This window comes from Prosthecobacter sp. (assembly GCF_014879935.1).
Taxonomy (GTDB): domain Bacteria; phylum Verrucomicrobiota; class Verrucomicrobiia; order Verrucomicrobiales; family Verrucomicrobiaceae; genus Prosthecobacter.
Genome location: NZ_JACSRD010000171.1, coordinates 90,183 through 112,912, shown reverse-complemented (window position 1 = coordinate 112,912; position 22,730 = coordinate 90,183). Strand labels below are relative to the sequence as shown.

The following is a 22,730-nucleotide window of genomic DNA, read 5'->3' as shown; positions in this document are numbered from 1 at the left end:
TCGTCCTCGATGGTCGCGCAGTGGAGCGGGCCGGAGAGCGGCTTCATGGGTTGATTGATCAGGCGCACGACCTCCTTGGCCAGGCTGACGGCGTGATTGATGGCGAAGCGATTCTCACGACGTGGATAGGGGTTCTGATCGGCACCGCAGCCGATGGCGACGAGGCAGACGGACCCGGGGAAGCGCATCTCCATCTCCTTGTGGGCGAGTCCCGCCCAGTCGCCGTGGATCTCGTTGATGCCGAGCGTGGTGCAGTGGCAGGCATAGCTGACATGGGTGGCGATGAGTTTTTTGCCATCAGCGCTTCGGACCCGCAGGACAGGCAAGGCACGGTCGGTCGGTCCTTTGAAGTTTTGGGCGTTTTGCAGCCCTGTCTCCGTCTTCAGACGACGATTGAAGGCGAAATAGACTTTCCCGCTGCTCCAATCGAGCTTCGCAGGCTCCAGTTTCGCCAGCGCACTGCTGACGGACTTCACGATCCAGGCGGTGAGATCCTCCGTGTAGCGCTCGACCCGTTGCATTTGGTCCGCAGGCAGATCGGTGCCGAACAAGAACGGCAGCACGCCTTTCACCATCGGCGCACAGTGCGTGTGGGAGGAATGGAGGGCAAATCGCTCACCCGCGACCGGTTTCCCGGCGGCGGAGAGGCGTTTGAGCACCTCCGCGCGCACGGTGGCGGGCACGCCGCAATTGTCCACGGTGACGATGCAGGCGGGTGCTTCATCGGCCCATTGCATGACGAGGGCGTTCGCATGGATGCGCTGGGCGATTTTTTCAAACTCGGTCGTGCGGCTGCCATAGCCGCTGAGGCGCACGGGGTAGTCGGGCGTGATGTCCATGTCAGCCGCGCCGGCCCGCCAGCCGGGTTCGGCGGCGGTGAGCGTGACTGCCATGCACCAGAGAAACGGGAGGAGATTCCTGAGCATGAATCGGATCATGCTCAGAATTGAATGCGTTTGTGAAGCAATATTTAGCTCACAAGCGCACTTTGACCGTGGGCATTACGCGTTTGCGTTCGTCCAGTCGATGGCGGCGCGGCAGATTTCCCAGAAGGAACCGTGCTCGAGCGACGCACCGCCGACGAGGGCGCCGTCCACATCCGGCTGGGCGATGAGTTCGGCCATGTTGTTCGGTTTCACGCTGCCGCCGTATTGGATGCGGATTTTCACGGCCACATCGGCTCCAAACATGTCGCCTAGCACCTTGCGGCAGAAGGCGTGTGCGTCCTGCGCCTGCTGGGAGGTGGCGGTGCGGCCGGTGCCGATGGCCCAGACGGGTTCGTAGGCGATCACGACATCGGTGATGCGGCGTGGGCCGACTTCAGCGAGGGATTCGCGGAGCTGGCTTTCGAGCACCTGCTCGATCTTGCCGCTGTCGCGTTCTTCGAGCGTCTCGCCGATGCAGAGGATCGGGTGAAGGCGGGCTTCGAGGGCGGCGAGGACCTTGGCGTTCACGATGGCGTTCGTTTCGCCGTAAAGGCTGCGGCGCTCGCTGTGGCCGAGGATGACATGCTTGCAGCCGCATTCTTTGACCATGCGGGCGCTGATCTCGCCGGTGAAGGCACCGGCAGGCTGGGCGCTCATGTTTTGCGCGGCCAATTCGACGCTCTGCTCGCGGGCGTTTTGCAGCGCGTTCATGGAGCGCTCGAGGCTGACGAACGGCGGCGCGACAACGATCTGGATCGGGCACTTGTCCGGCACGAGGCGGGCGAAGGAGCGGAGAAAGTCATCCGACTCCTGCGGAGTCATGTGCATTTTCCAATTGGCGGCGATGATGGGCTTGCGGAAGTGAGCGATGGGCATGGCGGGGGAAATGACGAATTAAGAATGACGAAGGACGAATTATTTGTCTTTGAGGCAGGCAACGCCGGGGAGGATTTTGCCTTCGAGGAGTTCGAGGGATGCGCCACCGCCGGTGGAGATGAAGGTCATCTTGTCGCCGAGCTTGGCCTTCTTGACGGCCTTCACGCTGTCGCCGCCGCCGATGATGTTTTTCGCGGTGGAATTAGCCGCCATGGCCTCGGCGATGTCGAAGGTGCCTTTGGATGCCTCTTTGATCTCGAAAACGCCCATCGGGCCGTTCCAGATGACGGTCTTCGCCTTGGAAATTTCTTCCGCGAAGAGCTTCACGGACTCAGGGCCGATATCGACGCCTTCCCAGCCATCTGGAATGCTTTCGCCAGCTGCGGTGAACTTGATGTTGCCGAACTTCTTCGCGTCGAAATCGAAGGCGTCGGTGATCATCGCATCCACAGGGATGAGGATCTTAACGCCGCGCTCCTTGGCCTTGTCGAGAGCGGCCTGGGCGATGGGTTCCCACTCAGGTTTGTAGAGGCTTTTGCCGATGCTGATGCCCTGCACGAGCTTGCGGAAGGTGTAGGCCATGCCGCCGCCGATGATGATGGTGTTCGCCTTTTCGAGCAGGCGATTGATGACGCCGATTTTGTCGCTGACCTTCGCGCCGCCGAGGATCACGACGAACGGACGATCCGGATTTTCGAGCTCGTCATTCAGCCAGGTGAGCTCTTTTTCCATCAGCAGGCCCGAAACGGCCGGCAGATAGTCCGCGATGCCCGCCGTGGAGCTGTGCGCACGATGCGCGGAACCAAACGCGTCATTCACGAAGACCTCCGCGAGGTCCGCCATGCCCTTCGCGAGCGTGGCGTCATTCTTTTCCTCACCGGCGTGGAAACGGGTGTTTTCGAGCAAAAGCACGTCGCCATTGCCGAGCGCGAGCGCCTTGGCCTTCGCCTCGTCGCCGACGCAATCGCTCGCAAAAGCCACCGGCTTGCCGATCAGGGCGCTGAGCGCCGGAGCGACCGGGGCGAGGCTCTGCTTTGGATCACGCTGACCCTTCGGACGACCGAGATGGCTCGCCAGAATGATGCGGGCACCCGTTTCGATGAGGGCCTTGATCGTCGGCAGCGTCTCCTGGATGCGCGTGGCGTCCGTGATGACCATCTGGCCGTCTTTTTCCTCCAGCGGCACATTGAAATCGACGCGCACAAAGACGCGTTTTCCGGCGAGGTCGAGGTCACGAATGGTCTGCTTAGGCATGGGCTTTTTGGGGGTGAGGGGCGCTATCCATCGCGGATTTCGCGGGATTGGCAAGGGCGCAATCTTCGTGCCTGCGCGGCCCGAGAGTGCGTCTCAAAACGGTTGCTGCGGCAGGGTCAAGGCTCCTTCAAGACGACTTCGCCTTCCTTCTTCGGCACTCCGCCTTTTTTCTCCACGCTAACTATGAATTTCACCGCGTCGCCCACATCCTCGGTCGATTTGAAGGTGGTCTTGGCCGTGCCTTTGTCATCCACTGCCAAAACGCCGCCACTCACCGGGTCCGGCTTCTGCGGATCGATGATCCAGAGCTGATAATCCCTTCCAGATTCCACACGAGGCATCTTGTCCAGCATCAGCGCCCCCTGGTCCTTCGAGGCGTCCCAGACGATCGTCATCACACTGCGGCGGTATTCCCAGATCTCGCTCTGCAAGGTGGCCACATGCAGCTTCATGGCGGCGTCACGCTCCTTCTGGGCCTGCGCCTCCTGGACGAGCTGGGCGACCTTGGCGTTCGCGTCGGCCTCGCGTTTGCGCAGGGCTTCGATTTCGGTGTTCAGCGCTGTTTTTTGGGACTCGAAATCTCCCCGCAATTTCTTCAGCTCCTCCTCCAGGTTTCGGGCCGGCGGCTTCTCTTTCTCTTCTTTTTCGGCCGTCGGCTGTGTCACGGGCGCAATGGCTTCCCGCAGCGAATTGAACTGCTGGTTGAGGCTGGCCCGCTCACGCCACAGCCAGATGGACGCCAGCGCCAGAGCCACGGCGGCAGCCCAGCCCACGCCGGCGATCAAGGCGAGAGGCGAGATGGAGCGCAGCTTTGAGCCGCCGCGCGAGCGGATCTTCGCACGGATACGACGTTTCATGTCCGCAGGCGGCTCCACAGGCACGACCAGACGGCCCAGCTCAGCCGCCACGAGCTCCAACTCGGCGTTCAGATCACGCAATTCACGATCCACGAGGCTGGAGCCGTCCAGCACGCGTTTTTCATCGCTTTCCAGCATGCCCAGCGCATTCAGCGCGGCCAGTTCTTCGCTTCTCGGGTCCATCACAGGCCTCCTTTCTTCAAAGAATCACGCAGATGCATCATGCCACGGCGGACGCCCGCCTTCGTGGCTTCCGGCGTCTGCCCGAGCGCCTCCGACATCACATGATGGGTGAGGCCTTTCAAAAACGCGCACTCGATCAGGCGTCGATCCTCCTTGGGCACGGTGGCCAGCGCGGCGCTCACCGTCTCGCTGTCGGGCGATGCTGCGTCGGCGGGAAAAGTCACCTGTTCCAGGGATTGCGCGTCCACCCGGCGGTTTCTGCGTCCCAGCGCCCGCATGCGTTCGATGGCCTTCTGCCGGAAGACGGTCACCGCCCACACGAAGGCCTTGCAGCGCGACTCGTCGTAGCTGGAGGCCTGCTCCCACACGTGAACGAAGCCCTCTGTCAGCACCTCCTCCGCCACACGGTCATCGTTCAACATCTGGCGCATCATGCCGAAAAGGCGTGGTGCCAGCGCCTCATACAGGTGGTCAAAGGCACGCGAGTCCTTGCGTGCCACACGCTGGAGCAATTCTTCTTCGCTGAGTTCTGTCTGGGCCATGGGCGTTTTGGGCGTCGTGCTCACGCACGAATGGGAGGCTGATTCCATGCCAGAGCTTCGGCGATACACAAGTTTTTGCATCGCCCGCCCGCGCTTCCTCCGTCGGAAAAATCACTTTCCTGCGGCGTCATTTTTCCACCCAGCGCCGGAGCCACGGCAGGCCGAGCACCACGGCGATGATGATGCCCGCGCCGAGGTAGAAGCCGCCGCTCATGAATTCCGCCCGGCCAAACACGAGGGCGGCCAGCAGGATGCCGTAAACCGGCTCCATGTTATAAACGACGTTCACCGTGAAGACGCTGACACGGCGCAGCACGTCCATGAAGCCCGCGTAGGCCGCGACGGTGCAGACGAGCGCCAGCACCCCGAGCCAGAGTGCCGACCAGGCGTCCGGCAGGGCGGGAAGGGGGGCTTTTTCAAGGAATGGCCGTGCGATGAGTGCCGCAAGGCAGGCACCCGTCATTTGGTGAAAGCCGATGACCGACCAGTGGGTGTCTCCGGCGACCTGTTGTTTGCTGAAAACCGCAAAAAACGCCGCCAGCACGGCCGCGCCGATCGCCACGGAAAACCCCAGCCAGTAGCGGAATTCAAACTCATAGATCAGCCACACAGCGCCAACCATGACGACGCCGACCACCAGTTCCGAAACACGCCAGCGACGTGACCCATCGATGACCGGCTCGATCAGCGAGCACCACAGCATGGCCGTGGGCATGGCGGCGAGGCAGACGGACGCTGTGGCAAGCCTGGCCGACCAGAAGAACAGAACCCAATGCAGGCCAAGCACGACACCGACGCCCAGCATCCCAAGCATGCGCCTGCGGGATATGAGCGGCCTTTCGCCCATCAGTCGTGCCAGAGCGCCGAAGCCCAGCGCGGCGAGCAGCGTGCGGCCGATCACGACATCGACAGGAGCCAGCACGATCAGCTTTCCCAAGATCGCCGTCAGCCCCCATGCCAGCACCACGAGATGGAGCTGGATGTAGTCTCGGGTTTCAGAGCGGGGCACGGGTGATGACGCGGGTTTTGGCTTTCGTGGCGCAGGACTTGCTGTGCCAGCCTTGGTGAGCCTATCCTTGTTTGCCAAGAAAAAAGCACCGATCAGTCCCCACGGCCGGTTTGAGGTGGTTCTGCACTCCGAAATCGGCTCCGCGCCGGCTGAGAACTTACACCTTGACGACGGGCGCTCAGGCAGCAGTAATGCGGCCTCCTGTGCCCTAGGACTGGCGCAGTCAATGCTCTGACGCCTCCCCACTCATGCCCATGAATTCCCGATTCCTCCCACAGTCTTGCCTGGCCGTACTTGCCACGACAGCCCTCACCTTGCTGTCAGCCGTTCCGCTGCAAGTCCAGGCCCAGACGACCGGTCTGCCGGTGGTGCCCGCCACCAAAAAGATCGTGAAGGAAGTCGATGTCGTTCTTAAAGGGGCGGTGAAGCTGGACGAAAACCGCATCCGCAGCCAGATGTCCACCCGTGTGGGGCAGCCATTCACGGACGAGGCGGTGGAACGCGACATCCGCGCTCTCTACAGCACAGGCGTGGTGGAAAACCTCGACATTCGCGCGGTGGATGTGGCAGGCGGCGTGAAAGTGATCGTCGAAATCATCGGTCGCGGCGGCATTGGAGACATTTCCTTCATCGGGAACACCGCCCTGAACGCCAATGACCTGCGCAAGAAGATCGAGGTGAATGTCGGCGACCCGGTGGACGACACCAAGCTCGCCGCGGCGCAGCAGAAAATCGTCGAGGCTTACGAAAAGAAGGGCTACTCCGACGTGCTCGTCAGCTACGACATCACGCAATCCTCCCGCGAAGGCTTCTCCAGCGTGGTTTTCAAGATCGACGAAGGTGCCCGCGGCATCATCCACGACATCCGGTTTGAAGGGAACACCGCCATCAGCGCCCGCAATCTGCGCGGCAAGCTCAAATCCAAGGAACACCACGTCTGGAATCTCTGGGGCAAAAAAGGCAAGGTGAGCAACCAGGACCTCCAGGACGACATCAAGACCATCGAGCGTGCGTTCCAGGACGAAGGCTACGTGTATGCGAAGGTGACGGAAGTGCGCCGCGAGCCTGTCTCGGCGAAGGCGATGGACATCGTTTTCGTGATCCATGAAGGAGCGAAGTATGACGTCTCCGGTGTGACGCTTTCCGGCAACACGCTCTTCACGCAGGAGGAACTCATGAAAGGCATCCGCCAGGAGGCCGGATTCCCCTACAAGGGCAGCTTTGTCGAAGCGGACGAGAAAATGATCCAGGATTACTATGGCTCCCGTGGCTATGCCGACGCTCGTGTCGAAACCAGCATCCTGGAGTCGGCTCCCGGACAGGTGAACGTGCTGTACAACGTCACCGAAGGCAGCAAGTCCTACATCGCGAAGGTCAACATCTCCGGCAACACGGTGACCGAGGACGAGGTCATCCGCCGTGAGCTGCCGTTCGCCCCCGGCGAGGAACTGAACACCGTCAAGATCGCCGCCGGCAAGGCGCGTCTGGAAAACCTGAACTACTTCAGCGCGGTGGATGTGCGCAACACGCCCTCCGTGACCGAGGGCTACAAGGACGTGGACGTCAATGTGGCCGAGCAGTCCACCGGAACGGTGAACTTCGGCGCGGGCTTCAGCTCCATCGACAGCCTCACCGGCTTCATCCAGGTCACTCAGACGAACTTTGACATCCGTGACTGGAAGGACTTCCGCGGCGCCGGCCAGCGCTTCAACGCCAACCTGCGTGCCGGTTCCCTCCGCCGCGATTTGACCGTGAGCTGGACCGAACCTTGGTTCATGGGACGTGAACTGGCTCTGACGGTGGAGCTTTTCTATCACAACCTGTTCTACCTCTCCAACCGCTACGACCAGACCAACGCTGGCGCGTCAGTCGGTCTCCGCCGCCGCCTCGGGGAGCACTCCTACATCGAGGGAACCTACACGCTGCAGCAGGTGGAGATCAGCGACATCGACCCGACCGCCTCTCCGATCATCGCCCAGGAGGCTGGGAATTACCTTCAGAGCAAGATCGATTTGAACTGGGTGCACGACACCCGCGACAGCGTCTTCATCACCCGCAGCGGCCACAAGCTCGAAAGCGGAGCGCTGCTTTCCGGTCTCGGCGGCGATGTCGAGGTGTGGGGCGTCAGCTTTGGCGGCCAGCAGTATTTCAATCTGTGGGGGGACACCATCCTCAGCTTCGAAGGCATGTTCCGCACGGTGGACAACTGGGGCGGCGGCCGCGTGCCGATCTTCGAGCGCCTTTTCCTCGGCGGTGCGAACAACCTGCGTGGTTTCAACTACCGTCAGGCAGGCCCGAAAGACACCACTGGCGAGCCTGTCGGCGGCCTGACGTCGATCTATGCCACCAGCGAGTTCTCCATCCCGGTGCACATCACCTCCAATTCCGACCGCTCCCCCCGCGTGGTGTTCTTTGGCGACATCGGCTCGGTGGGTGCCAGTTCCTTTGACGTCGGCGGCGACGTGTTCTCCGATGTCGGCATCGGCCTGCGTCTATTCCTGCCGATCGGCCCGATTCGCGTGGACTACGCCGTGCCGGTGGATGGCGACCAATACTCCGGTTCCGGCCGATTCCAGTTCAACATGGGCTACAAGTTCTAAGCCTTTGTCACGGACATTTCGATTGTCCGGTCCTTCAACTCAATCCAGATTCCCATTCCTATGATTCGTAGCGCGCTTATCGCCCTTTTTGCCTCCTCCGCCCTCCTCCAGGCTGCCGATCTCAAGATCGGCGTCGTTGACATGTCCAAAGTGTTCCAGGAGTTCCACAAGACCAAGACCGCCGCCGACAAGTACAAGGGCAACTATGAGAAGGCCGCCCAGGAAATGCAGGAGCGCCAGACCGTTTACAAGAACCTGGCCGCCGAGGCGCAGAAGCTGCAGAAGACTGCCCAGGATCCCATCATCACGCCCGAACAGCGGAACAAGTACGCGGCCGAGCTCGGCGAGAAGGTGAAAGAAATCCGCTCCATGGAGATGGAGATGCAGGAGTTCGCGGAACGTCGTCAGACCCAGCTCAAGCAGGAGGACATGCAGATCCGCAAAGGCCTTTACGAGGAGATCCTCGTCGTCGTGCGTGACAAATCCAAGGCCGAGGCCTTCGACATCGTTTTCGACAAGACCGGTGTGAGTCTTTCCACCGTCCCGATCATCCTCCATGTCAAGGAAGGGGCCGCCACTGACATGACGGACCAGCTCATCGTTGAGCTCAACAAGAACGCCCCGCCTCCTGGAGCCGAGCCGAAGAAGGAAGAGGCCCCCAAGGCCGAGGAACCGAAGAAGTAACGGCGACAAATCCACGACAGGCACGCCGTGCGTGATTGCGGCGTGCCTTTTTGTTTTTCAACGTTTATCTCCCGTCATGAGCCACTCGATCAACCTGAAACAACTGGCCGAACTCGTCGGTGGCGAGCTCGCCGTTGGTGCGGCTGAGAAGGTCGTCACCGGGTTGAATTCGATCATGGATGCCAAGCCGGGCGAGGTGACCTTTCTGGGAAATGTCCGTTACGTCCCCGCGCTCAAGACGACACGGGCGTCTGCCGCCTTGGTGCCGGAAGATCTTGAAGTTTTGGATGCGCCTGCGGAACTGGCGCTCATTCGCGTCAAGAATCCCACGCTGGCATTTTCCAGCGTCATTCGCTTTTTTGGACCGCCGTCGTCCGAATTCGTGCCGGGCGTGCATTCGACTGCGATTGTCGCCAGGAACGTCGTGTTTGACTCGCAACAGGTCAGCATCGGGCCGCATGCGGTCATCGAAAGCGATGTGACCATCGGTGCGGGCACCACCATTCATGCAGGCGCCTACATTGGACGCGGGGTGAAGCTCGGCACTGACTGCGTGATTCACGCCAACGCGGTGGTCAAAGATCGCTGCGTGCTCGGTAATCGCGTCATTCTGCACAGCGGATCGGTGGTCGGAACCGACGGCTTCGGCTACGAACTCGTCAAAGGCCGCCACCAGAAGATCGACCAGGTCGGCATCGTGCAAATTGATGACGATGTCGAGATCGGTTCCTGCACCACGATCGACCGCGCACGGTTTGGCCGCACGTGGATCGGTGAAGGCACGAAAATCGACAACCTCGTGCAGATCGCTCACAATTGCGTGGTCGGAAAGCACTGCATCATCGTTTCACAAACCGGTGTGTCGGGCAGCACGCGGCTGGGCAATTATGTCACGCTGGCGGGACAGGTCGGAGTGGTGGGGCATCTGGAGGTTGCTGACCAGGTCATCGTCCTGGCCAAGTCCGGAGTGACGAAGAACCTCACGGAGGCCGGTGCCTACACGGGTTTTCCGGCGCGACCGATCGCCGAAGGCCGCAAGATGATGGCCCTGCCCGCCAAGATCCCCGATCTGATCGAAAGAGTGCGCGAACTGGAGAAAAAACTCGCCGCCCTGGAAGGCCGGATCACCAGCGAGTGATCCGAAGGCGCTCTGCGGCGCGATCGCAGCGTGACGTTGCCAAAAACGGCAACTGTTCTACCTTCGCCGCCCCATGAATGCCGCTTCGATCCTTCCGCTTCCTGTGATGCCCGACACCCACGGCCATTTCGGCCCCTATGGTGGCATGTTTGTCCCTGAGACGCTCATGGCGGCCCTCACAGAGCTTTCAGACCACTACGAAAAGGCGAAGGCTGATCCCGCTTTCCAAAAAGAGCTCGATCTCCTGCTCGGTGAATACGTCGGCCGCCCCACGCCGCTCTACTTCGCCGAGCGCTGGACCGAAAAGCTCGGCGGGGCCAAGATTTACCTTAAACGCGAGGATTTGCTCCACACAGGTGCCCACAAGATCAACAACGCCCTCGGTCAGATCCTGCTGGCGCAACGTCTTGGCAAGAAACGCATCATCGCCGAGACCGGTGCCGGTCAGCACGGCGTGGCCACGGCCACCGTGTGCGCCCGCTTTGGCTTCGATTGCACGATTTACATGGGCAAGGTGGACATGGAGCGGCAGGCGCTGAATGTCGCCCGCATGCGCTTCCTCGGCGCGAAAGTGGTCGCCGTCACTGCAGGCCAAGCCACGCTGAAAGAGGCCGTGAACGAGGCCATGCGTGACTGGGTCACGAACGTGCGCACCACGCACTACATCCTCGGCTCCGCCCTCGGCTCGCACCCGTTTCCGATGATGGTTCGCGATTTTCATCGCGTCATTGGCGTCGAGGCCCGTCGTCAGATCCTGGAGCGTGAAAGCCGCCTGCCCGACCTCCTCGTCGCCTGCGTCGGCGGCGGCAGCAACAGCATCGGTCTCTTCCATCCCTTCCTGAATGACAAGGATGTGCGCATGACCGGCGTCGAAGCTGGTGGCGAAGGCATCATGCCAGAAAAACACGCCGCACGCTTCCAAGGCGGCCGTCTTGGCGTGCTGCAAGGCACCAAAACATGGCTCCTCGCCAATCCCGATGGTCAAATCGAGCTCACGCACAGCGTCAGTGCCGGTCTCGACTATGCCGCCATCGGCCCCGAGCACGCCTGGCTGCACGATCAGGGCCGCGTCACCTACAACTACGCCACCGACGCCGAGGCGCTCGCTGCCTTCCAGGAACTCAGCGCCGTCGAAGGCATCATTCCCGCCCTCGAAAGCTCCCACGCCATCGCCGAGGTCAAAAAAGTGGCCCCCACGATGCGGAAAGATCAAATCATCCTCGTGAACCTCAGTGGCCGCGGCGACAAAGACGTCGCCCAGGCCGCGCGCATGATCTTCGGCGAGGAATTGAAGTTCTGATCACCTGCCGGCACGTTTGTCGCGGTAGCGTTGTGGAGTGCGGTGGCAAGCCTCGGCGCGACAACGCTGTCGCATGCCGGACGGAGTTGTTTGGCCTTTGAGCCTGCTTCCCGCGCTCGACAGCGGTGTCGCCGATGCAAGGCTGGCCTTGCATCTCTGCCACCGCACTCCACGACGCTGCCGCGCCTTCGAACGCTCCAGGGATTCCGGGCACGCTTGTGAGTCGAACGGACGGCGGTAATCATCAGCCATGACTCAAGATCAAACGGTTCGCGTGTTGATTGCACTCTGTTGCCTGGCCGTCACCGTCGTTGCCGAGTCGAAACGCGTCCACGTCTTCGTCGCCCTTGCGGACAACGAGCATCAAGGCATCGCCAAAGTGCCGCCGAAGATCGGGAAAAGAATGCTCAAAGGCCAAAGTACACTGTCCGGCATGGCGACAGCGGTGTCGCGCCGAGGCTTGCCACACGCACTCCACGACGCTGCCGCGCGACAAGATTGCTTAACGGCAAAGCTCTCAACTTCACATTCCGCCTACGGGTCGGCGGAGACGGACAAAGAACTGCCCGGTGGGGGCCGCCGGGAGGTCGGCGTAGTAGTATTCGGCGTCTTCGGTGCGTCCGCTGGTGATCTCCATCCAGCCGTTGGGAGCCAGCGTGGTGTTGAATTCGGGAATGAAACCGGGTCCCAGGCGTTTGGGCCAGCGGATCTTGGGATTGACTGCCGCGGGTGGATCGAACGTCACCAAATTGGGCTCGACACCCATCACAAAATCCAGGGCGTTCAGCGGGGTGGAGACCAGTGGCAGGATGCCGGTGGTGAAATCGGGCACATAATGCACACCGAATGTCGGTCTCGGCACGACGAAGCCCTGTGGCTCGTCCAATCCAACGATGTGGGCGCGTGCCACGCCGCCGGTTTCCGCTGGATTCAGCAGAAAGCCCGGCGTGTCAGGCGGCAGCGTGAAGAGGTAGCGCCCGTCCGCATCGGTCGTGGTCGTCTGCCCGGTGGCTGAGGACATGCCTAGGTAGGTGGTCAGGCCCGGAAACGGCACGTCCGTGCCCGGCGTGTAAACCGCGTCGCCATCCCGGTCCACATAGGCGCGCCCGCTGAGTTCCAGCGGCCCCACCACGACATCCAGGTCCACATCCGCCCCGGGCAGGGGCACAAAGCCGAAGCCTGCGCCCGGGACTCCGCCCCCGCCAGCTCCCGGACTTGCCTGTCCTGGACCGCTGCCCGCGGCCACAAACACGCCCCAGTTCCCGGCCCCATCCGCCTGGAGATGGAATACACGACCCGCTCCATCCACGACCTTCACAGGCCACTGCGGCAGGAGGCGTTCGCCGCCATCGACCATGCCATTTGAATTCGCATCGTAGAACACCTGCCCGCTGACGAGCACGGTGGGCGTCGCATCCCCGGTCACGGCGACGGTGGCGCTGCTTTCATCAATGCCCGGCCCTGTGGAAAGCACACGGATGGTGTAATTCGCCGCGCCATTCGATGGAACCACCCCGACGACTGAAATCGGATACTGCGAGCCAGCCGCTCCCACGGGCATCACAAAGTCCCACAGGGTTCCGTTTTGTAGGTTCACGGGGGCGGCCGCGGCACCGGGCACATGAATCGACAAAATCTTGCCCACCGTCGATTCGACCCGCACCGTGGCCGTTCCGGAACCTCCGTTGCTCGTCAGCTGCCCATTCAACTGGACCGCTGATCCCGCTGCCACGGGGCCGCCCTGCGGTGTCCACTCGCAGTCAAAGGGCGGGCTGTCGAGCAGGGTCAAAAAGGTGTCATCCACGTTGTTGTGTCTGTTTGCGTCGGACCAATGGATCCCCGCGCGCAGGGTGATTTTGTGCCCGAAAAAGGCGGTCGGACCCCGGTGGAGCGGGACATTGACCACGAGGGGCGAGTTGGGGGCGAGGGATGCAACCGTGAAGGAGGTTGAAAAGGCGGTTCTTGCCCCCGTCACGGGGTTTTCGAGTTCCGCAAAATCCAGGAAGTCTTCATCATAATAGACGGTCACAGGAACATTGAAGGCCGTGACGTCGGATTCGTTGGTGATCGTCACGGTGGCCGCAGGGATCGCCTCGCCCGCGTGGACGATCAGCGAGACGCCGTCCACTCCGCCGAGGCTGATTTGCACGTTCAAATCTGGCAGGATGCCAGTGACAGCGAAGTCTTCGTCGAAGTCCGAAGCGGGTACGGTAAAGGGAATCGAAACGAGAGTGCCAGGTATGGTCAGGGTCGCGGGGCCTGGCGGCAGGTAGGCGCGGACAAAACCTGCGAGGTCACTCGTCAAGATCAGCGTTTGGTCAGCGGTGGTGATGTGGACCGTGCAACCCAGGCACGCCGGTTCTTCCAGGTCTCGCGTGCCGTTTTCGTCCAGGTCCTCGAAGATCAATCCGCCCAGCTCATAGGCTTCGCCACCCGTTCCAAAATCAAGTTCGTGTGTGGTCGTGAATGCATTCGGAGTATTGGGTGCTCTGGTGGCCGTGAGGTCTCCGCCTGCACCGCTGAAACCGTGGAAGTAAAGTTTGAAGTTCAGAAGGCTTCCAGCCGGTGCCGGGGGAATGAACGCGGCCCAAACACCACCCGCATTACCATGGATCAGCCGGAGACCAGGCGGCGGAACCCCTTGAAGTTCGATGTGGTCGATGAACACACCCTCCGGCGGCGTGAACTGAAACACCGTGCTCTCGTCTCCACCCGTGCTGGCAAGATCGATGTTCAAAGTATGCTGCACTCCCGGAGGTATGAGCGTGGGAATCTCAGGAGGGCGGGTGACGATCGCGTTCCAGTAGGTGCCTTCCCCATCGGTGGCGACTTCGATTTCATTGATTGGCACCGTGGCGGAGTTGTTGAGCTCGTTGCTGTCCGCGAAAGACGAAGAGGCCTGCATCTGGTAGGGCGGAGAACTTCCTTCCGGACGGACAAACCTCAATGAATAGGCGAAGTCGTGCGACTCACCGGCTTTCAAAAACGGTATTGTGCCGGTGAAATTCGTCGTGGGCGAGCCTGAATAGTCAAGGGTTCCCGGGAAGCTCACGGAGTAGGGGACGTTTTCTGCAAAACCGCTCCCTACGTTGGTGATACGCACCGTCGGGGAGACGGTTCCCTGTGCATAACCGGTGGTGATGGAATTGCCTCCGCCTTCCGGGATGATCTGCACCTGGATTTCCGCCGGGGGAGCCTCCATGATTTCAAGGATCGGTCCGGAGCCAAGCGGTGCCCGTTGGGTGCCCGTGGTGAATGCCCCCCCGCCGAAGATCGCGCCGAAGGTCTGGCTTTGCAGGAGTTGGAACCTGGCCGATCCTGACAGGGTGAACGAGTGATTCTCCCCGCCGGTCACGCTGGTGTTGAGCCCCATCGTGAACCGGTCGCCGCTTGCGTTGTCGAAGGTGAGGCTGGTGAGGTTCCGTGATTCATTCCGATTGTTATTTTTCACAGTGATCCCCCCCGATACCGGGAAGGTCTGGCTGGCCGCGCTCTTCCAAAAATCGCCGTAGCCGTTCCAGCCGGTGGACTGGGTCACATTGGAGTCGTCCGTCACTGTCACCATGCCGCTCGCCTCGACGAGGACCGTCTTCGTGTTTGCGCGGCCGCTGAGCTTGAACTTGAGCTGAGCCTCAGCTTCAACAGGAATGACGGCGAGCAGGCATGGAATCACCGAAAGAACGCGTCGGAGTCTCATGAACGTGGATTTTACCGGACGATTCCCGTAGGCATAATTGTTTCCAACCACCCGCTCCGCTCTGGGCCGCGTTGGGTGTTTGTTTGCTGGGAGAAGGCAACTCGAGCGCGAGTCTCAGACATGGACAAGAAAGGTTGTCACGACTGGATTGACTCATATTTCCGCCACAGAAATAAATGTAAAACGACTAAGATTGTGGTCGCAGAGGGCAAGTCCGGACAGCTTGAAGTGAGGCGAGTTCTCGTGCCCACAACGGAGCAATCTTGGTGGCGAGGTTGTCATCCGGGCTCATTGGCGTTAAACAAAAGCCCATGCAGCCACCCAATCCCATCGCCGAGGACATGGTGAAGCTGAAAACGCTTCTTCATGATTCGTTGTCTCCGCATCTGTCGGCGGAGCAGAAAGACATGCGCATCCTGAATCTGGCCTGCGGGCGCTGTGATGAGGCGGAGACGTTGATCCAGGTCGGTTCGGATCTCACGAAGGGTGGTTCGGTCGAAATGGTCGGCGCGGACATCCGCATTCGCGAGATCCGCCAGGCACGTGAAACGCATTCCCATCTCCCGGCGGAGTTTTTGATCGAGGACGCCACGAAGATGGATCAGCACACGCAGCTCGGCGACGACTTCAACATGGTCTTCCTCCGCCATCAGAATTTCTGGCATGGGCAGGAGCTGTGGAAGAAGATTTTCGACCAGGGCATCGCCAAACTGCGGCCGGATGGCATGCTGGTGATCACGAGCTATTTCGACGTCGAGCACAAGCTCGCGCTGCGTGCGTTGGAGGCGCTTGGCATGGAAGTGGTGAGCAACAAGCGCAACAAGGCCAGCCGTTCACTCAAAGACGCTCCAGGCAAGTCCGTGGACCGCTGGGTGGCCGTCCTTCGTCGGCGAGTGGTTTGAGGGCCTGCCAAGAGCATTGCCAAGGAAGGCCGGAGGCGGTAATATCACGGCCCCTTCATCCAAAACTCCATGAATCGCTTCTTTCAAGCCCTCACGCTGGCCGTGGTCCTCTGCCTTCCGGCTGTGACGACGCGTGCCCAGTCCATCGACGCCAGCAGCGAGGTGGCGGACCAGTATTTCCGCGGGTTTGTGCTGAACAACGAGGCTGCGAAGCTGGAGGCGGGGGGCGATCTGTCGCTGGCGCAGACGAAATTCAAGCAGGCGGGCGAGATCATGGACAGCATCGCGCGCAATTACCCGTCCTGGCAGCCGGAGATGCGTGCCTCCCGGCAGCAGAAGATTCAAGATTCACTCGTGCGCATCCAGTCCCGGCTCGCCCAGCAGGCCACGGCGGCGCAGCAGGCGGCCGTGCCAGTCATGCCAGCGCCGCAGGTTGTGGCTCCCGCGCCTGCCGCCCCGGCGGCCGCCCAAACTCCCGCCCCTGCGGTGGTTCCCACGGCTCCAGGGAGCCTGCCGAGCCTCAGCGACATGCTGGAGCAGTGGGAGTCGATGTACAAGAAGCGGGTGCAGGAACTGGAGACGCAGAACAGCCAGTACCAGCTCGATCTCGGCAAGTGGCAGCAGTGGTATCAGTGGGCCTCGGGGGAGATCACCACCGCCCGTTCGCAGAATGAAATGCTGGTGAAAAAGAGCGCCGCCCTGGAGCAGAGCGCGGCGCAGGCTGCGAGGGATGTGGAAGCGGGCCGCGCCGCCCAGGGCCAGCTCGACAAGATCATGGAGGAAAAGATGGCGGTGGACCTGGAGGTGCGCAAAACGGCCCAAAGGCTGACGGCTGCCGAAGCGGCGGCCAAGGACGCCGCGGAGAAGCTGGCCGCGGCATCGACCAAGATGACGGCGATCGAGCAGGAACGTGACAAGATCCTGAAGGAACGTGACGATGCGATCAAACAACGCGATGCGGCGGTCAAAGACAAGGATATGGCCGTGAAGGAACGCGACGCGGCGAGTGCGAAGAGTCTCGGACTGCAGGCCGACCTGGATGAGGCGAGGAAAAAGACCGGCGGCGCAGAGATGAAGCGGCTGATCGCGGAGAACGAGCGGTTGAAGAAGGAACTGACCGAGGCGGAGAAGCAGGTGGCCGTCTTGAAGGCGGACGCTTCCCGCAAGGACCTGGAGATCGCGGAGTTGCGTGGCCAGTTGACCGGCCTGCAGGGACAGCTCGCCGAGATGCGGAAGGAAAGCGGCGCCTACCAGACCCAGGTGGCGGAGCTGACGAAGCAATTGAAGGAACTGCAGGGCGGGATGGATGCGAAGATCGCAGCCACGCCTGAACTGACGCAGGAGAACGAGATGCTGCGGGCCATCATCATGCGCCAGCTCCGCGCCCAGCACCGCCAGCAGGCGGCGAAGGACCTGGTGATCGCCGAGCTGCAGAAGATGGAGAACGCCTCCAGCGAGCTGGTGAAGCAGGTGGAGGAGATGCGGAGCGCGCGCATGATCCTGACGCCGGATGAGGAGAAACTCTTCTCCGATCCGGTCGTTCGCGAACTCCTCGGGCCGAAGGGCGTGCAGGCGACCCTGATCGCCAACGCCTCGGCGGACAGCGACAAAAAGGCGGCGATGCCCGCTCCCACGGATGTCGAGAAGATCATCACCCAGGCCAATGAGGCCTACATGAACAAGAGCTTCGAGGATTCGGCGCGGCTCTATCAAGATGCCCTGCGTGCGGAGCCGAAGAATGTCACGGCATTGATCGGCCTCGGCATCACCCGCCAGCGGGAGAACAAGCTCGCGGATGCGGAGGTGGCGCTGCAGAAGGCGCTGGCCTACGATCCGGCCAATGAACCGGCGGCTTTCGCCCTGGGGGTGACTTATTTCAAACAGGAGCGCTGGAAGGATGCGATGACCTACTTTGAAAAAAGCCTGGCCAAACGGCCTGACAATGCGAGCGGCCGTCACTATCTGGGCATCATCGCCACCAAGATGAGCCTGATGGAACGTGCGGAGCGTGAGTTCAAGACCGCCCTGGCCATCGATCCGGCCTACGGAGAGGCGCACTTCAATCTGGCCGTGCTTTACGTCACCTGGGACCCGCCCCAGTGGGAGAAAGCCCGCGCTGAATACAGCGAGGCGCTGAAGAAAGGTGTGAAGCCGGACTCCAACCTCGAAAAACTGCTCGAAGGCGGGAAGATCTCCCAGCGCTGAGCCTCTGCAGCGGCGAACAGATGTCCGCCGCTGCAGATCAGGCCAGCTTCGCGGTCAGAAGCGGATTTCTTCGCCAGTGGCGGCGTTTGCGAGCGTGATCTGCTCGCGGTGGAAGTTCGGATCGCTGCGGAAAGTGAGGCGGGCATGGTATTTGCGCTCGAGATCGACGAGCAGCTCGCCGTCTTCCGTCTTGAGGCGGTTCATGACGTCTGGATGAACGATGACGAGCAACTGACGCTGGTCGTCCTTCGCCCGGCCCAGGACGCTGACGAGGCGGCGCTGGAGCTCCACGCTCATGGTGAGCGGGGTCTTCACCTGGCCGTGGCCTTTGCAATACGGGCAGGGCTCGTAAAGCGTGGTGCCCAGGCTTTCGTTCAGGCGCTGACGGGTCATCTCCATGAGACCGAACTGGGAGATGGGCAGCACCTGGGTCTTGGCCTTGTCGCGCTTGAGATGCTCGTTCATGGCCTTGGACACCGCCTGCTGGTCCTTGCGGTGCTTCATGTCGATGAAGTCCACGACGATCAGACCGCCCATGTTGCGCAGACGGAGCTGGCGTGCGACTTCGGCGGCGGCTTCGAGGTTTGTTTCGAGCAGAAGTTTATCGACGTCCTTGTGCCCCTTGTTGCGGCCGGTGTTGACGTCGATGGAGACGAGGGCCTCCGTCTGGTCGATCACAATGTAACCGCCGCAGGGCAGCCAGACCTGACGGTAGAATGCATTGTCGATCTGCTTCTGGATGCCGTAGTGCTCGAAGATGGCGCTCTGGCCCTGGTAGTGGTTGATGCGGCGCTTCGCACGGCCGGAGATGTGCGCGGCCATGCGCTGCATGCGTTCCACCGTGGCGGCGTCGTCACAGGCCACTTCGTCGATGTCTTCGGTGAGGAAGTCGCGAACGGTGCGCTCGACCAGATCCGGCTCCTGGAAGCAGCAGACGGGGGCGTTTTGACCGTCGCGCTTGGCCACGATCTGGTCCCACTCGTCGAGCAGGATGTTCAGGTCACGCACGATGTGGCGTGCGCGTTTGCCGGAAGCCTCGGTGCGCAAAATGATGCCCATGCCCTCAGGAAGGGTGATCTTTTCGATGATGCGGCGGAGACGTGCGCGCTCCTTGGGGTCCTCGATCTTGCGTGAGATGCCGCAGGTGTCGTTCAGCGGCATCAAAACGAGCAGACGCCCGGCCAGCGAGATGTTCGTGGTGACACGGGGGCCCTTGTTGCCCACCGGTCCTTTGGTGACCTGCACCATGATCTCCGAGCCGACAGGATAAAGGCTGGGGATGTCCTTCGCCTCGATGCGCTTCTTCTTTTTGGTGCCGCCGCGGTTGATCTCCTCCATGCCGGCGTCGAGGGCCGCGGGGATGGCGTCCCAGAAATGCAGAAACGCGTTCTTGTCGAAGCCGATGTCGATGAACATGGCCTTGAGGCCCTGCTCGATGTTGCGGATGCGGCCCTTGAAGACGCTGCCGATGAGGCTGTTGGTGCCGACGCGCTCGATGTTGTATTCCTCGACGACGCCTTTGTCGAGCAAGGCCACGCGGTTCTCCAGTTTCTCGCAGTTGATGACGAGGCGCACGCCGCTTTTGATGTCGCGTTTGCCGGTGAGCAGTTCTTTGATTCTTTGAACGAAGGTCAATGCCATGGTGGTTGGTCTCCCTGAAATGTTGCGGCGCCTCAGCGGTTGAAGAGCCTGCGGAACAGCCCGCCTTTGGAGGGCTCGGATGAGTTGTTATCCTGGGAGCTTCCCCGGTTGAAGATACCGACCCTGCGCACTGGCACGGCTTGTGGCACGTTCTGTCCGGAGCTGCTTCCCGCCGATCCCGCTGAATCGGCCCTGCGGCGGATGTTCGGCGTCGCGTTCACACGCGGCGCCGTGTCATCCACCGGTTCTGCGACGGGCGCACCCACGCCCGTGTCGCCGTCCTCATCCGCTCCGAGTGCCTCAGGCACACCGGCGTCAGCATATTGGACCATTGGAATGTGATCGAAGTGCCCTTCAGCCGGCGGCAGCGCCTCAATCGCCACCTGATAGCCGTTTTCGAGGGCCAGACACTGTTCAAGCACCCTGCGTGCGACCGGAGCGGCGCAGCCACCGCCGGACTTGCCATTCTGTACCAGCACGCAGACGGCAAGTTTCGGATTCTGATAAGGCGCGAAACTGATGAACCACGTGTGGTTGTCATCGACCTTGTTGCCTCGCGCGTCGCGCCGCCAGTTCTGCGCGGTGCCGGTCTTTCCAGCCACTTCGACGCCCGTGATCTTGGCTCCCTTGCCGGTGCCGCCCGGGTCGTTGACGACCTTCCACATGCCTTTGCGGATGATCTCGATCTCATCCGGCTTCACGCTCGCGGAAAGATCGCCACGCAGGCTTGGCGGATTGTCCAGAACGACCTGATCACGATCCATGACGCGCTTGAGCAGATGCGGGTTCCACGATTTGCCGCCGTTGGCGACCGTGGCCGTGACCGAGGCCATCTGCAGCGGCGAGGCGAGCACCATGCCCTGGCCGATCGAGGTGTTTGCGGTGTAGCCATCGCTCCATCGTTCATTGGGACGATGCGCACGCAGCCACTCCGGGTTCGGCAGGATGCCGCTGTCCTCATCCTCAAGCTCGATGCCGGTCTTTTCACCCACTCCAAGGATTTTGCCCACCTTGGTGATGTTGTTGATGCCGGCCGCGTTCCCATAACGGTAGAAGAAGCAGTTGCAGGACTGCTTGATGGCATCACTCAGGTTGAGGGAGCCATGGGCGCCGCCGCTCTGGCGCTGGATCCAGCATTGCATCGCGGTGTTGCCATAGGTGACGCTCCCGCCGCAGTTGAAGTGGCTTTTCTGGATGCCGGCGAGGCATCCGGCGAATGAAATCGGAATCTTGAAGGTGGAACCGGGTGCGTGGCCTTTCACGGCGCGGTTGAGCAGCGGCACGGTTTTGTTGTTCAGCAGCGCATCCCAGTCCGCCTGCTGGATGCTGGGAATGAACTGGTTGGGATCGTATGAAGGCACGGAGACCAGGGCCAGCACCTCGCCCGTGGCCGGATCGATCACCACGACGGCACCCCGTCCGACCTTCGCATCACGCAAAGCCTTGTCGGCGATCAATTGCATCCGTGCGTCGAGCGTGAGGTAAACATCGTTGCCTTTCCGTGGCTCCTGATATTCATCGTAAACCTCACCCACTGGCCTGCCACGCTGGTCACGCTGCATGACTCGCACACCAGGTTTGCCGCGCAGGTAGTTGTCGAAGCTCTTCTCCACTCCCGCTCCGCCGAAGTCATCGGGCACATAGTAATCCCAGCCCTTGCGATCCTCGGCGGACACGCGCTGGTCGTCCGGCAGCCGCACGTAGCCCATGATGTGACATGCGACGGACTTCAGCGGGTAAACACGCGAGGCACGCTCGGCTACGGTGACGCCCGGGAGGCCGAGATTGTGCTCGGCGATGCGGCTGAACTCGGTGAACGTGAGATCATCGCGATACACCCACGGCACGGCACCGCCGAAGCTGCGATAATGCACCCGCAGGGAATCGACGGGGTACCCCTTGTGCACCCCCATCTCACGCATGCGGGAGCTGATCGTCTCCTCGAACATCTTGTAGATGTCGAGTTCCGGCTTCTGCCGCCGGATGCCTCTTTCGACGATCTCGAAGGTGATTTCGGGAAGGGGGGTCTTGGTGATCTTGGCGGTTCGTTTGTACTCGGCGACGACCTCGGCAAGGTTCACACGCACTTCAAAGCTGGCCTTGTTCGTGGCGAGCACGACTCCATTGCGGTCCTTGATCTCGCCGCGCGGGCCAGGAATGCGGGCGCGCTCTTTCTTGGCGCCAGGGATCATCTTCGCGAACTCCTCATGGCGGTCGATCTGCAGCGACCAGAGCCTGAACACGAGCAGCCCGAATCCGCACAGCATGGCGAATGTGAACAGATAAAGACGGAAATGGTATTTAACGACCATCGAAACGATACCTCAGACCTTCGTATTTGATTTCGTAGCTCGACAGGCGGGCCAGGGAATAGAGCAGAAGAAAGATGAGCGGTGCGGCCAGCATCGCAAGCAATGTGTCAGTGATCATTTTCGACCACACACCGGCTGGGAACTGCAGGGAGCCACGCAGGAACGTGATGATCAGATACTGCGACAGCAGCCACAGGAAGGTGGCCACGCCGACCATCAGCACAGGAAGCTCCAGGCGGCCACGTTTGAACAGAGGGCGGATGCCCTGCATCAGCACCCCGAGCATGCCGAACAGCAGGATCGATAGCCCGAAGGGCAGTGGATGGCTGCCGGCCCCCAGTTCGAGGTCCGCACCCGTGCCAAACAGATCTCCGACCTCGCTGGCACCTTCGATCGCTCCGGGCAGGTAGCGGGCGTCCCAGAAGAAGCCGGTGATGAAGGCCAGCACCAGCATCATCGCGAAAGGCGATGCCACCGAGGCGCTGAAGAAGAACACCACCGGCAGGAACAGTGTGGCGAACTGCGCGATCTCAAGGCCTGGAATGAACTCCTGCACCGTGAAGGTGAGCAGCAGCAGCAGGATGGTGATGGGATGAAACAGCAT

General features: G+C 61.4%; 16 protein-coding genes. 6 read left to right on the top strand and 10 right to left on the bottom strand.

Going from position 1 to position 22,730, the window contains the following annotated elements; genetic code table 11:
- The 6 genes from IAE77_RS18185 to IAE77_RS18160 form a co-directional block, all read right to left on the bottom strand.
- Nucleotides 1–926, bottom strand: a 926-nt coding sequence (locus IAE77_RS18185; RefSeq protein WP_294229496.1) for a neutral/alkaline non-lysosomal ceramidase N-terminal domain-containing protein, incomplete at its 3' end; no start/stop codon positions are given.
- A gap of 75 nt (nucleotides 927–1,001) precedes the next feature.
- The gene (gene tpiA / locus IAE77_RS18180) at nucleotides 1,002–1,802 is read right to left on the bottom strand and encodes a triose-phosphate isomerase (RefSeq protein ID WP_294229494.1); all 801 of its coding nucleotides are present in this window, start codon (nucleotides 1,800–1,802) and stop codon (nucleotides 1,002–1,004) included.
- 39 nt (nucleotides 1,803–1,841) lie between these two features.
- A complete protein-coding gene (locus tag IAE77_RS18175) occupies nucleotides 1,842–3,056 on the bottom strand; it encodes a phosphoglycerate kinase (protein WP_294229492.1) in 1,215 nt (404 codons plus the stop codon).
- 116 nt (nucleotides 3,057–3,172) lie between these two features.
- Nucleotides 3,173–4,096 carry an anti-sigma factor gene (locus tag IAE77_RS18170; RefSeq protein WP_294229489.1) on the bottom strand — a complete coding sequence of 308 codons (924 nt, stop codon included), beginning with the start codon at nucleotides 4,094–4,096 and terminating at the stop codon, nucleotides 3,173–3,175.
- Nucleotides 4,096–4,638, bottom strand: a complete 543-nt coding sequence (locus IAE77_RS18165; RefSeq protein WP_294229487.1) for a sigma-70 family RNA polymerase sigma factor — start codon at nucleotides 4,636–4,638, stop codon at nucleotides 4,096–4,098. Before IAE77_RS18165 ends, IAE77_RS18170 begins: the two co-directional genes overlap by 1 nt.
- A gap of 127 nt (nucleotides 4,639–4,765) precedes the next feature.
- Nucleotides 4,766–5,647 carry a DMT family transporter gene (locus tag IAE77_RS18160; RefSeq protein WP_294229482.1) on the bottom strand — a complete coding sequence of 294 codons (882 nt, stop codon included), beginning with the start codon at nucleotides 5,645–5,647 and terminating at the stop codon, nucleotides 4,766–4,768.
- Between the two features lie 254 nt (nucleotides 5,648–5,901).
- Between IAE77_RS18160 and bamA the strand changes: the two genes are divergently transcribed.
- The 4 genes from bamA (at nucleotide 5,902) to trpB (ending at nucleotide 11,369) form a co-directional block, all read left to right on the top strand.
- Nucleotides 5,902–8,247, top strand: coding sequence for an outer membrane protein assembly factor BamA (gene bamA / locus IAE77_RS18155; protein WP_294229480.1), 2,346 nt, complete (start codon nucleotides 5,902–5,904; stop codon nucleotides 8,245–8,247).
- 60 nt (nucleotides 8,248–8,307) lie between these two features.
- Nucleotides 8,308–8,931 (top strand): OmpH family outer membrane protein, encoded by a 624-nt coding sequence (locus IAE77_RS18150; protein WP_294229478.1) that lies wholly within the window; start codon nucleotides 8,308–8,310, stop codon nucleotides 8,929–8,931.
- Between the two features lie 76 nt (nucleotides 8,932–9,007).
- Nucleotides 9,008–10,069: a UDP-3-O-(3-hydroxymyristoyl)glucosamine N-acyltransferase gene (gene lpxD, locus IAE77_RS18145; RefSeq protein ID WP_294229475.1), complete on the top strand. Its 1,062-nt coding sequence runs from the start codon at nucleotides 9,008–9,010 to the stop codon at nucleotides 10,067–10,069.
- A 73-nt stretch (nucleotides 10,070–10,142) separates the two neighbouring features.
- Nucleotides 10,143–11,369: a tryptophan synthase subunit beta gene (gene trpB, locus IAE77_RS18140; protein WP_294229472.1), complete on the top strand. Its 1,227-nt coding sequence runs from the start codon at nucleotides 10,143–10,145 to the stop codon at nucleotides 11,367–11,369.
- 523 nt (nucleotides 11,370–11,892) lie between these two features.
- Here trpB and IAE77_RS18135 read toward each other — a convergent pair.
- Nucleotides 11,893–15,066, bottom strand: a complete 3,174-nt coding sequence (locus IAE77_RS18135; RefSeq protein ID WP_294229469.1) for a hypothetical protein — start codon at nucleotides 15,064–15,066, stop codon at nucleotides 11,893–11,895.
- A 311-nt stretch (nucleotides 15,067–15,377) separates the two neighbouring features.
- Between IAE77_RS18135 and IAE77_RS18130 the strand changes: the two genes are divergently transcribed.
- Both IAE77_RS18130 and IAE77_RS18125 read left to right on the top strand, forming a co-directional pair.
- Nucleotides 15,378–15,968, top strand: coding sequence for a methyltransferase domain-containing protein (locus tag IAE77_RS18130; protein ID WP_294229466.1), 591 nt, complete (start codon nucleotides 15,378–15,380; stop codon nucleotides 15,966–15,968).
- Between the two features lie 69 nt (nucleotides 15,969–16,037).
- A complete protein-coding gene (locus IAE77_RS18125) occupies nucleotides 16,038–18,173 on the top strand; it encodes a tetratricopeptide repeat protein (protein ID WP_294229463.1) in 2,136 nt (711 codons plus the stop codon).
- 54 nt (nucleotides 18,174–18,227) lie between these two features.
- Here IAE77_RS18125 and IAE77_RS18120 read toward each other — a convergent pair whose 3' ends face one another.
- From IAE77_RS18120 to IAE77_RS18110, 3 genes are read right to left on the bottom strand one after another with little or no spacing between them, the layout of a single operon-like run.
- A complete protein-coding gene (locus IAE77_RS18120) occupies nucleotides 18,228–19,814 on the bottom strand; it encodes an Rne/Rng family ribonuclease (protein ID WP_294229458.1) in 1,587 nt (528 codons plus the stop codon).
- 32 nt (nucleotides 19,815–19,846) lie between these two features.
- Nucleotides 19,847–22,126 carry a penicillin-binding protein 2 gene (gene mrdA / locus IAE77_RS18115; RefSeq protein WP_294229455.1) on the bottom strand — a complete coding sequence of 760 codons (2,280 nt, stop codon included), beginning with the start codon at nucleotides 22,124–22,126 and terminating at the stop codon, nucleotides 19,847–19,849.
- The gene (locus tag IAE77_RS18110) at nucleotides 22,116–22,730 is read right to left on the bottom strand and encodes a hypothetical protein (protein ID WP_294229453.1); all 615 of its coding nucleotides are present in this window, start codon (nucleotides 22,728–22,730) and stop codon (nucleotides 22,116–22,118) included. Before IAE77_RS18110 ends, mrdA begins: the two co-directional genes overlap by 11 nt.

Coding starts and splice junctions, on each gene's coding strand:
- IAE77_RS18175 (WP_294229492.1), bottom strand. CDS start 3,056: ATGCCTAAGCAGACCATTCGTGACCTCGACCTCGCCGGAAAACGCGTC.
- lpxD (WP_294229475.1), top strand. CDS start 9,008: ATGAGCCACTCGATCAACCTGAAACAACTGGCCGAACTCGTCGGTGGC.
- IAE77_RS18125 (WP_294229463.1), top strand. CDS start 16,038: ATGAATCGCTTCTTTCAAGCCCTCACGCTGGCCGTGGTCCTCTGCCTT.
- IAE77_RS18135 (WP_294229469.1), bottom strand. CDS start 15,066: ATGAGACTCCGACGCGTTCTTTCGGTGATTCCATGCCTGCTCGCCGTC.
- IAE77_RS18165 (WP_294229487.1), bottom strand. CDS start 4,638: ATGGCCCAGACAGAACTCAGCGAAGAAGAATTGCTCCAGCGTGTGGCA.
- IAE77_RS18170 (WP_294229489.1), bottom strand. CDS start 4,096: ATGGACCCGAGAAGCGAAGAACTGGCCGCGCTGAATGCGCTGGGCATG.
- IAE77_RS18110 (WP_294229453.1), bottom strand. CDS start 22,730: ATGCTGTTTCATCCCATCACCATCCTGCTGCTGCTGCTCACCTTCACG.
- IAE77_RS18130 (WP_294229466.1), top strand. CDS start 15,378: ATGCAGCCACCCAATCCCATCGCCGAGGACATGGTGAAGCTGAAAACG.
- IAE77_RS18150 (WP_294229478.1), top strand. CDS start 8,308: ATGATTCGTAGCGCGCTTATCGCCCTTTTTGCCTCCTCCGCCCTCCTC.
- mrdA (WP_294229455.1), bottom strand. CDS start 22,126: ATGGTCGTTAAATACCATTTCCGTCTTTATCTGTTCACATTCGCCATG.
- tpiA (WP_294229494.1), bottom strand. CDS start 1,802: ATGCCCATCGCTCACTTCCGCAAGCCCATCATCGCCGCCAATTGGAAA.
- trpB (WP_294229472.1), top strand. CDS start 10,143: ATGAATGCCGCTTCGATCCTTCCGCTTCCTGTGATGCCCGACACCCAC.
- IAE77_RS18120 (WP_294229458.1), bottom strand. CDS start 19,814: ATGGCATTGACCTTCGTTCAAAGAATCAAAGAACTGCTCACCGGCAAA.
- bamA (WP_294229480.1), top strand. CDS start 5,902: ATGAATTCCCGATTCCTCCCACAGTCTTGCCTGGCCGTACTTGCCACG.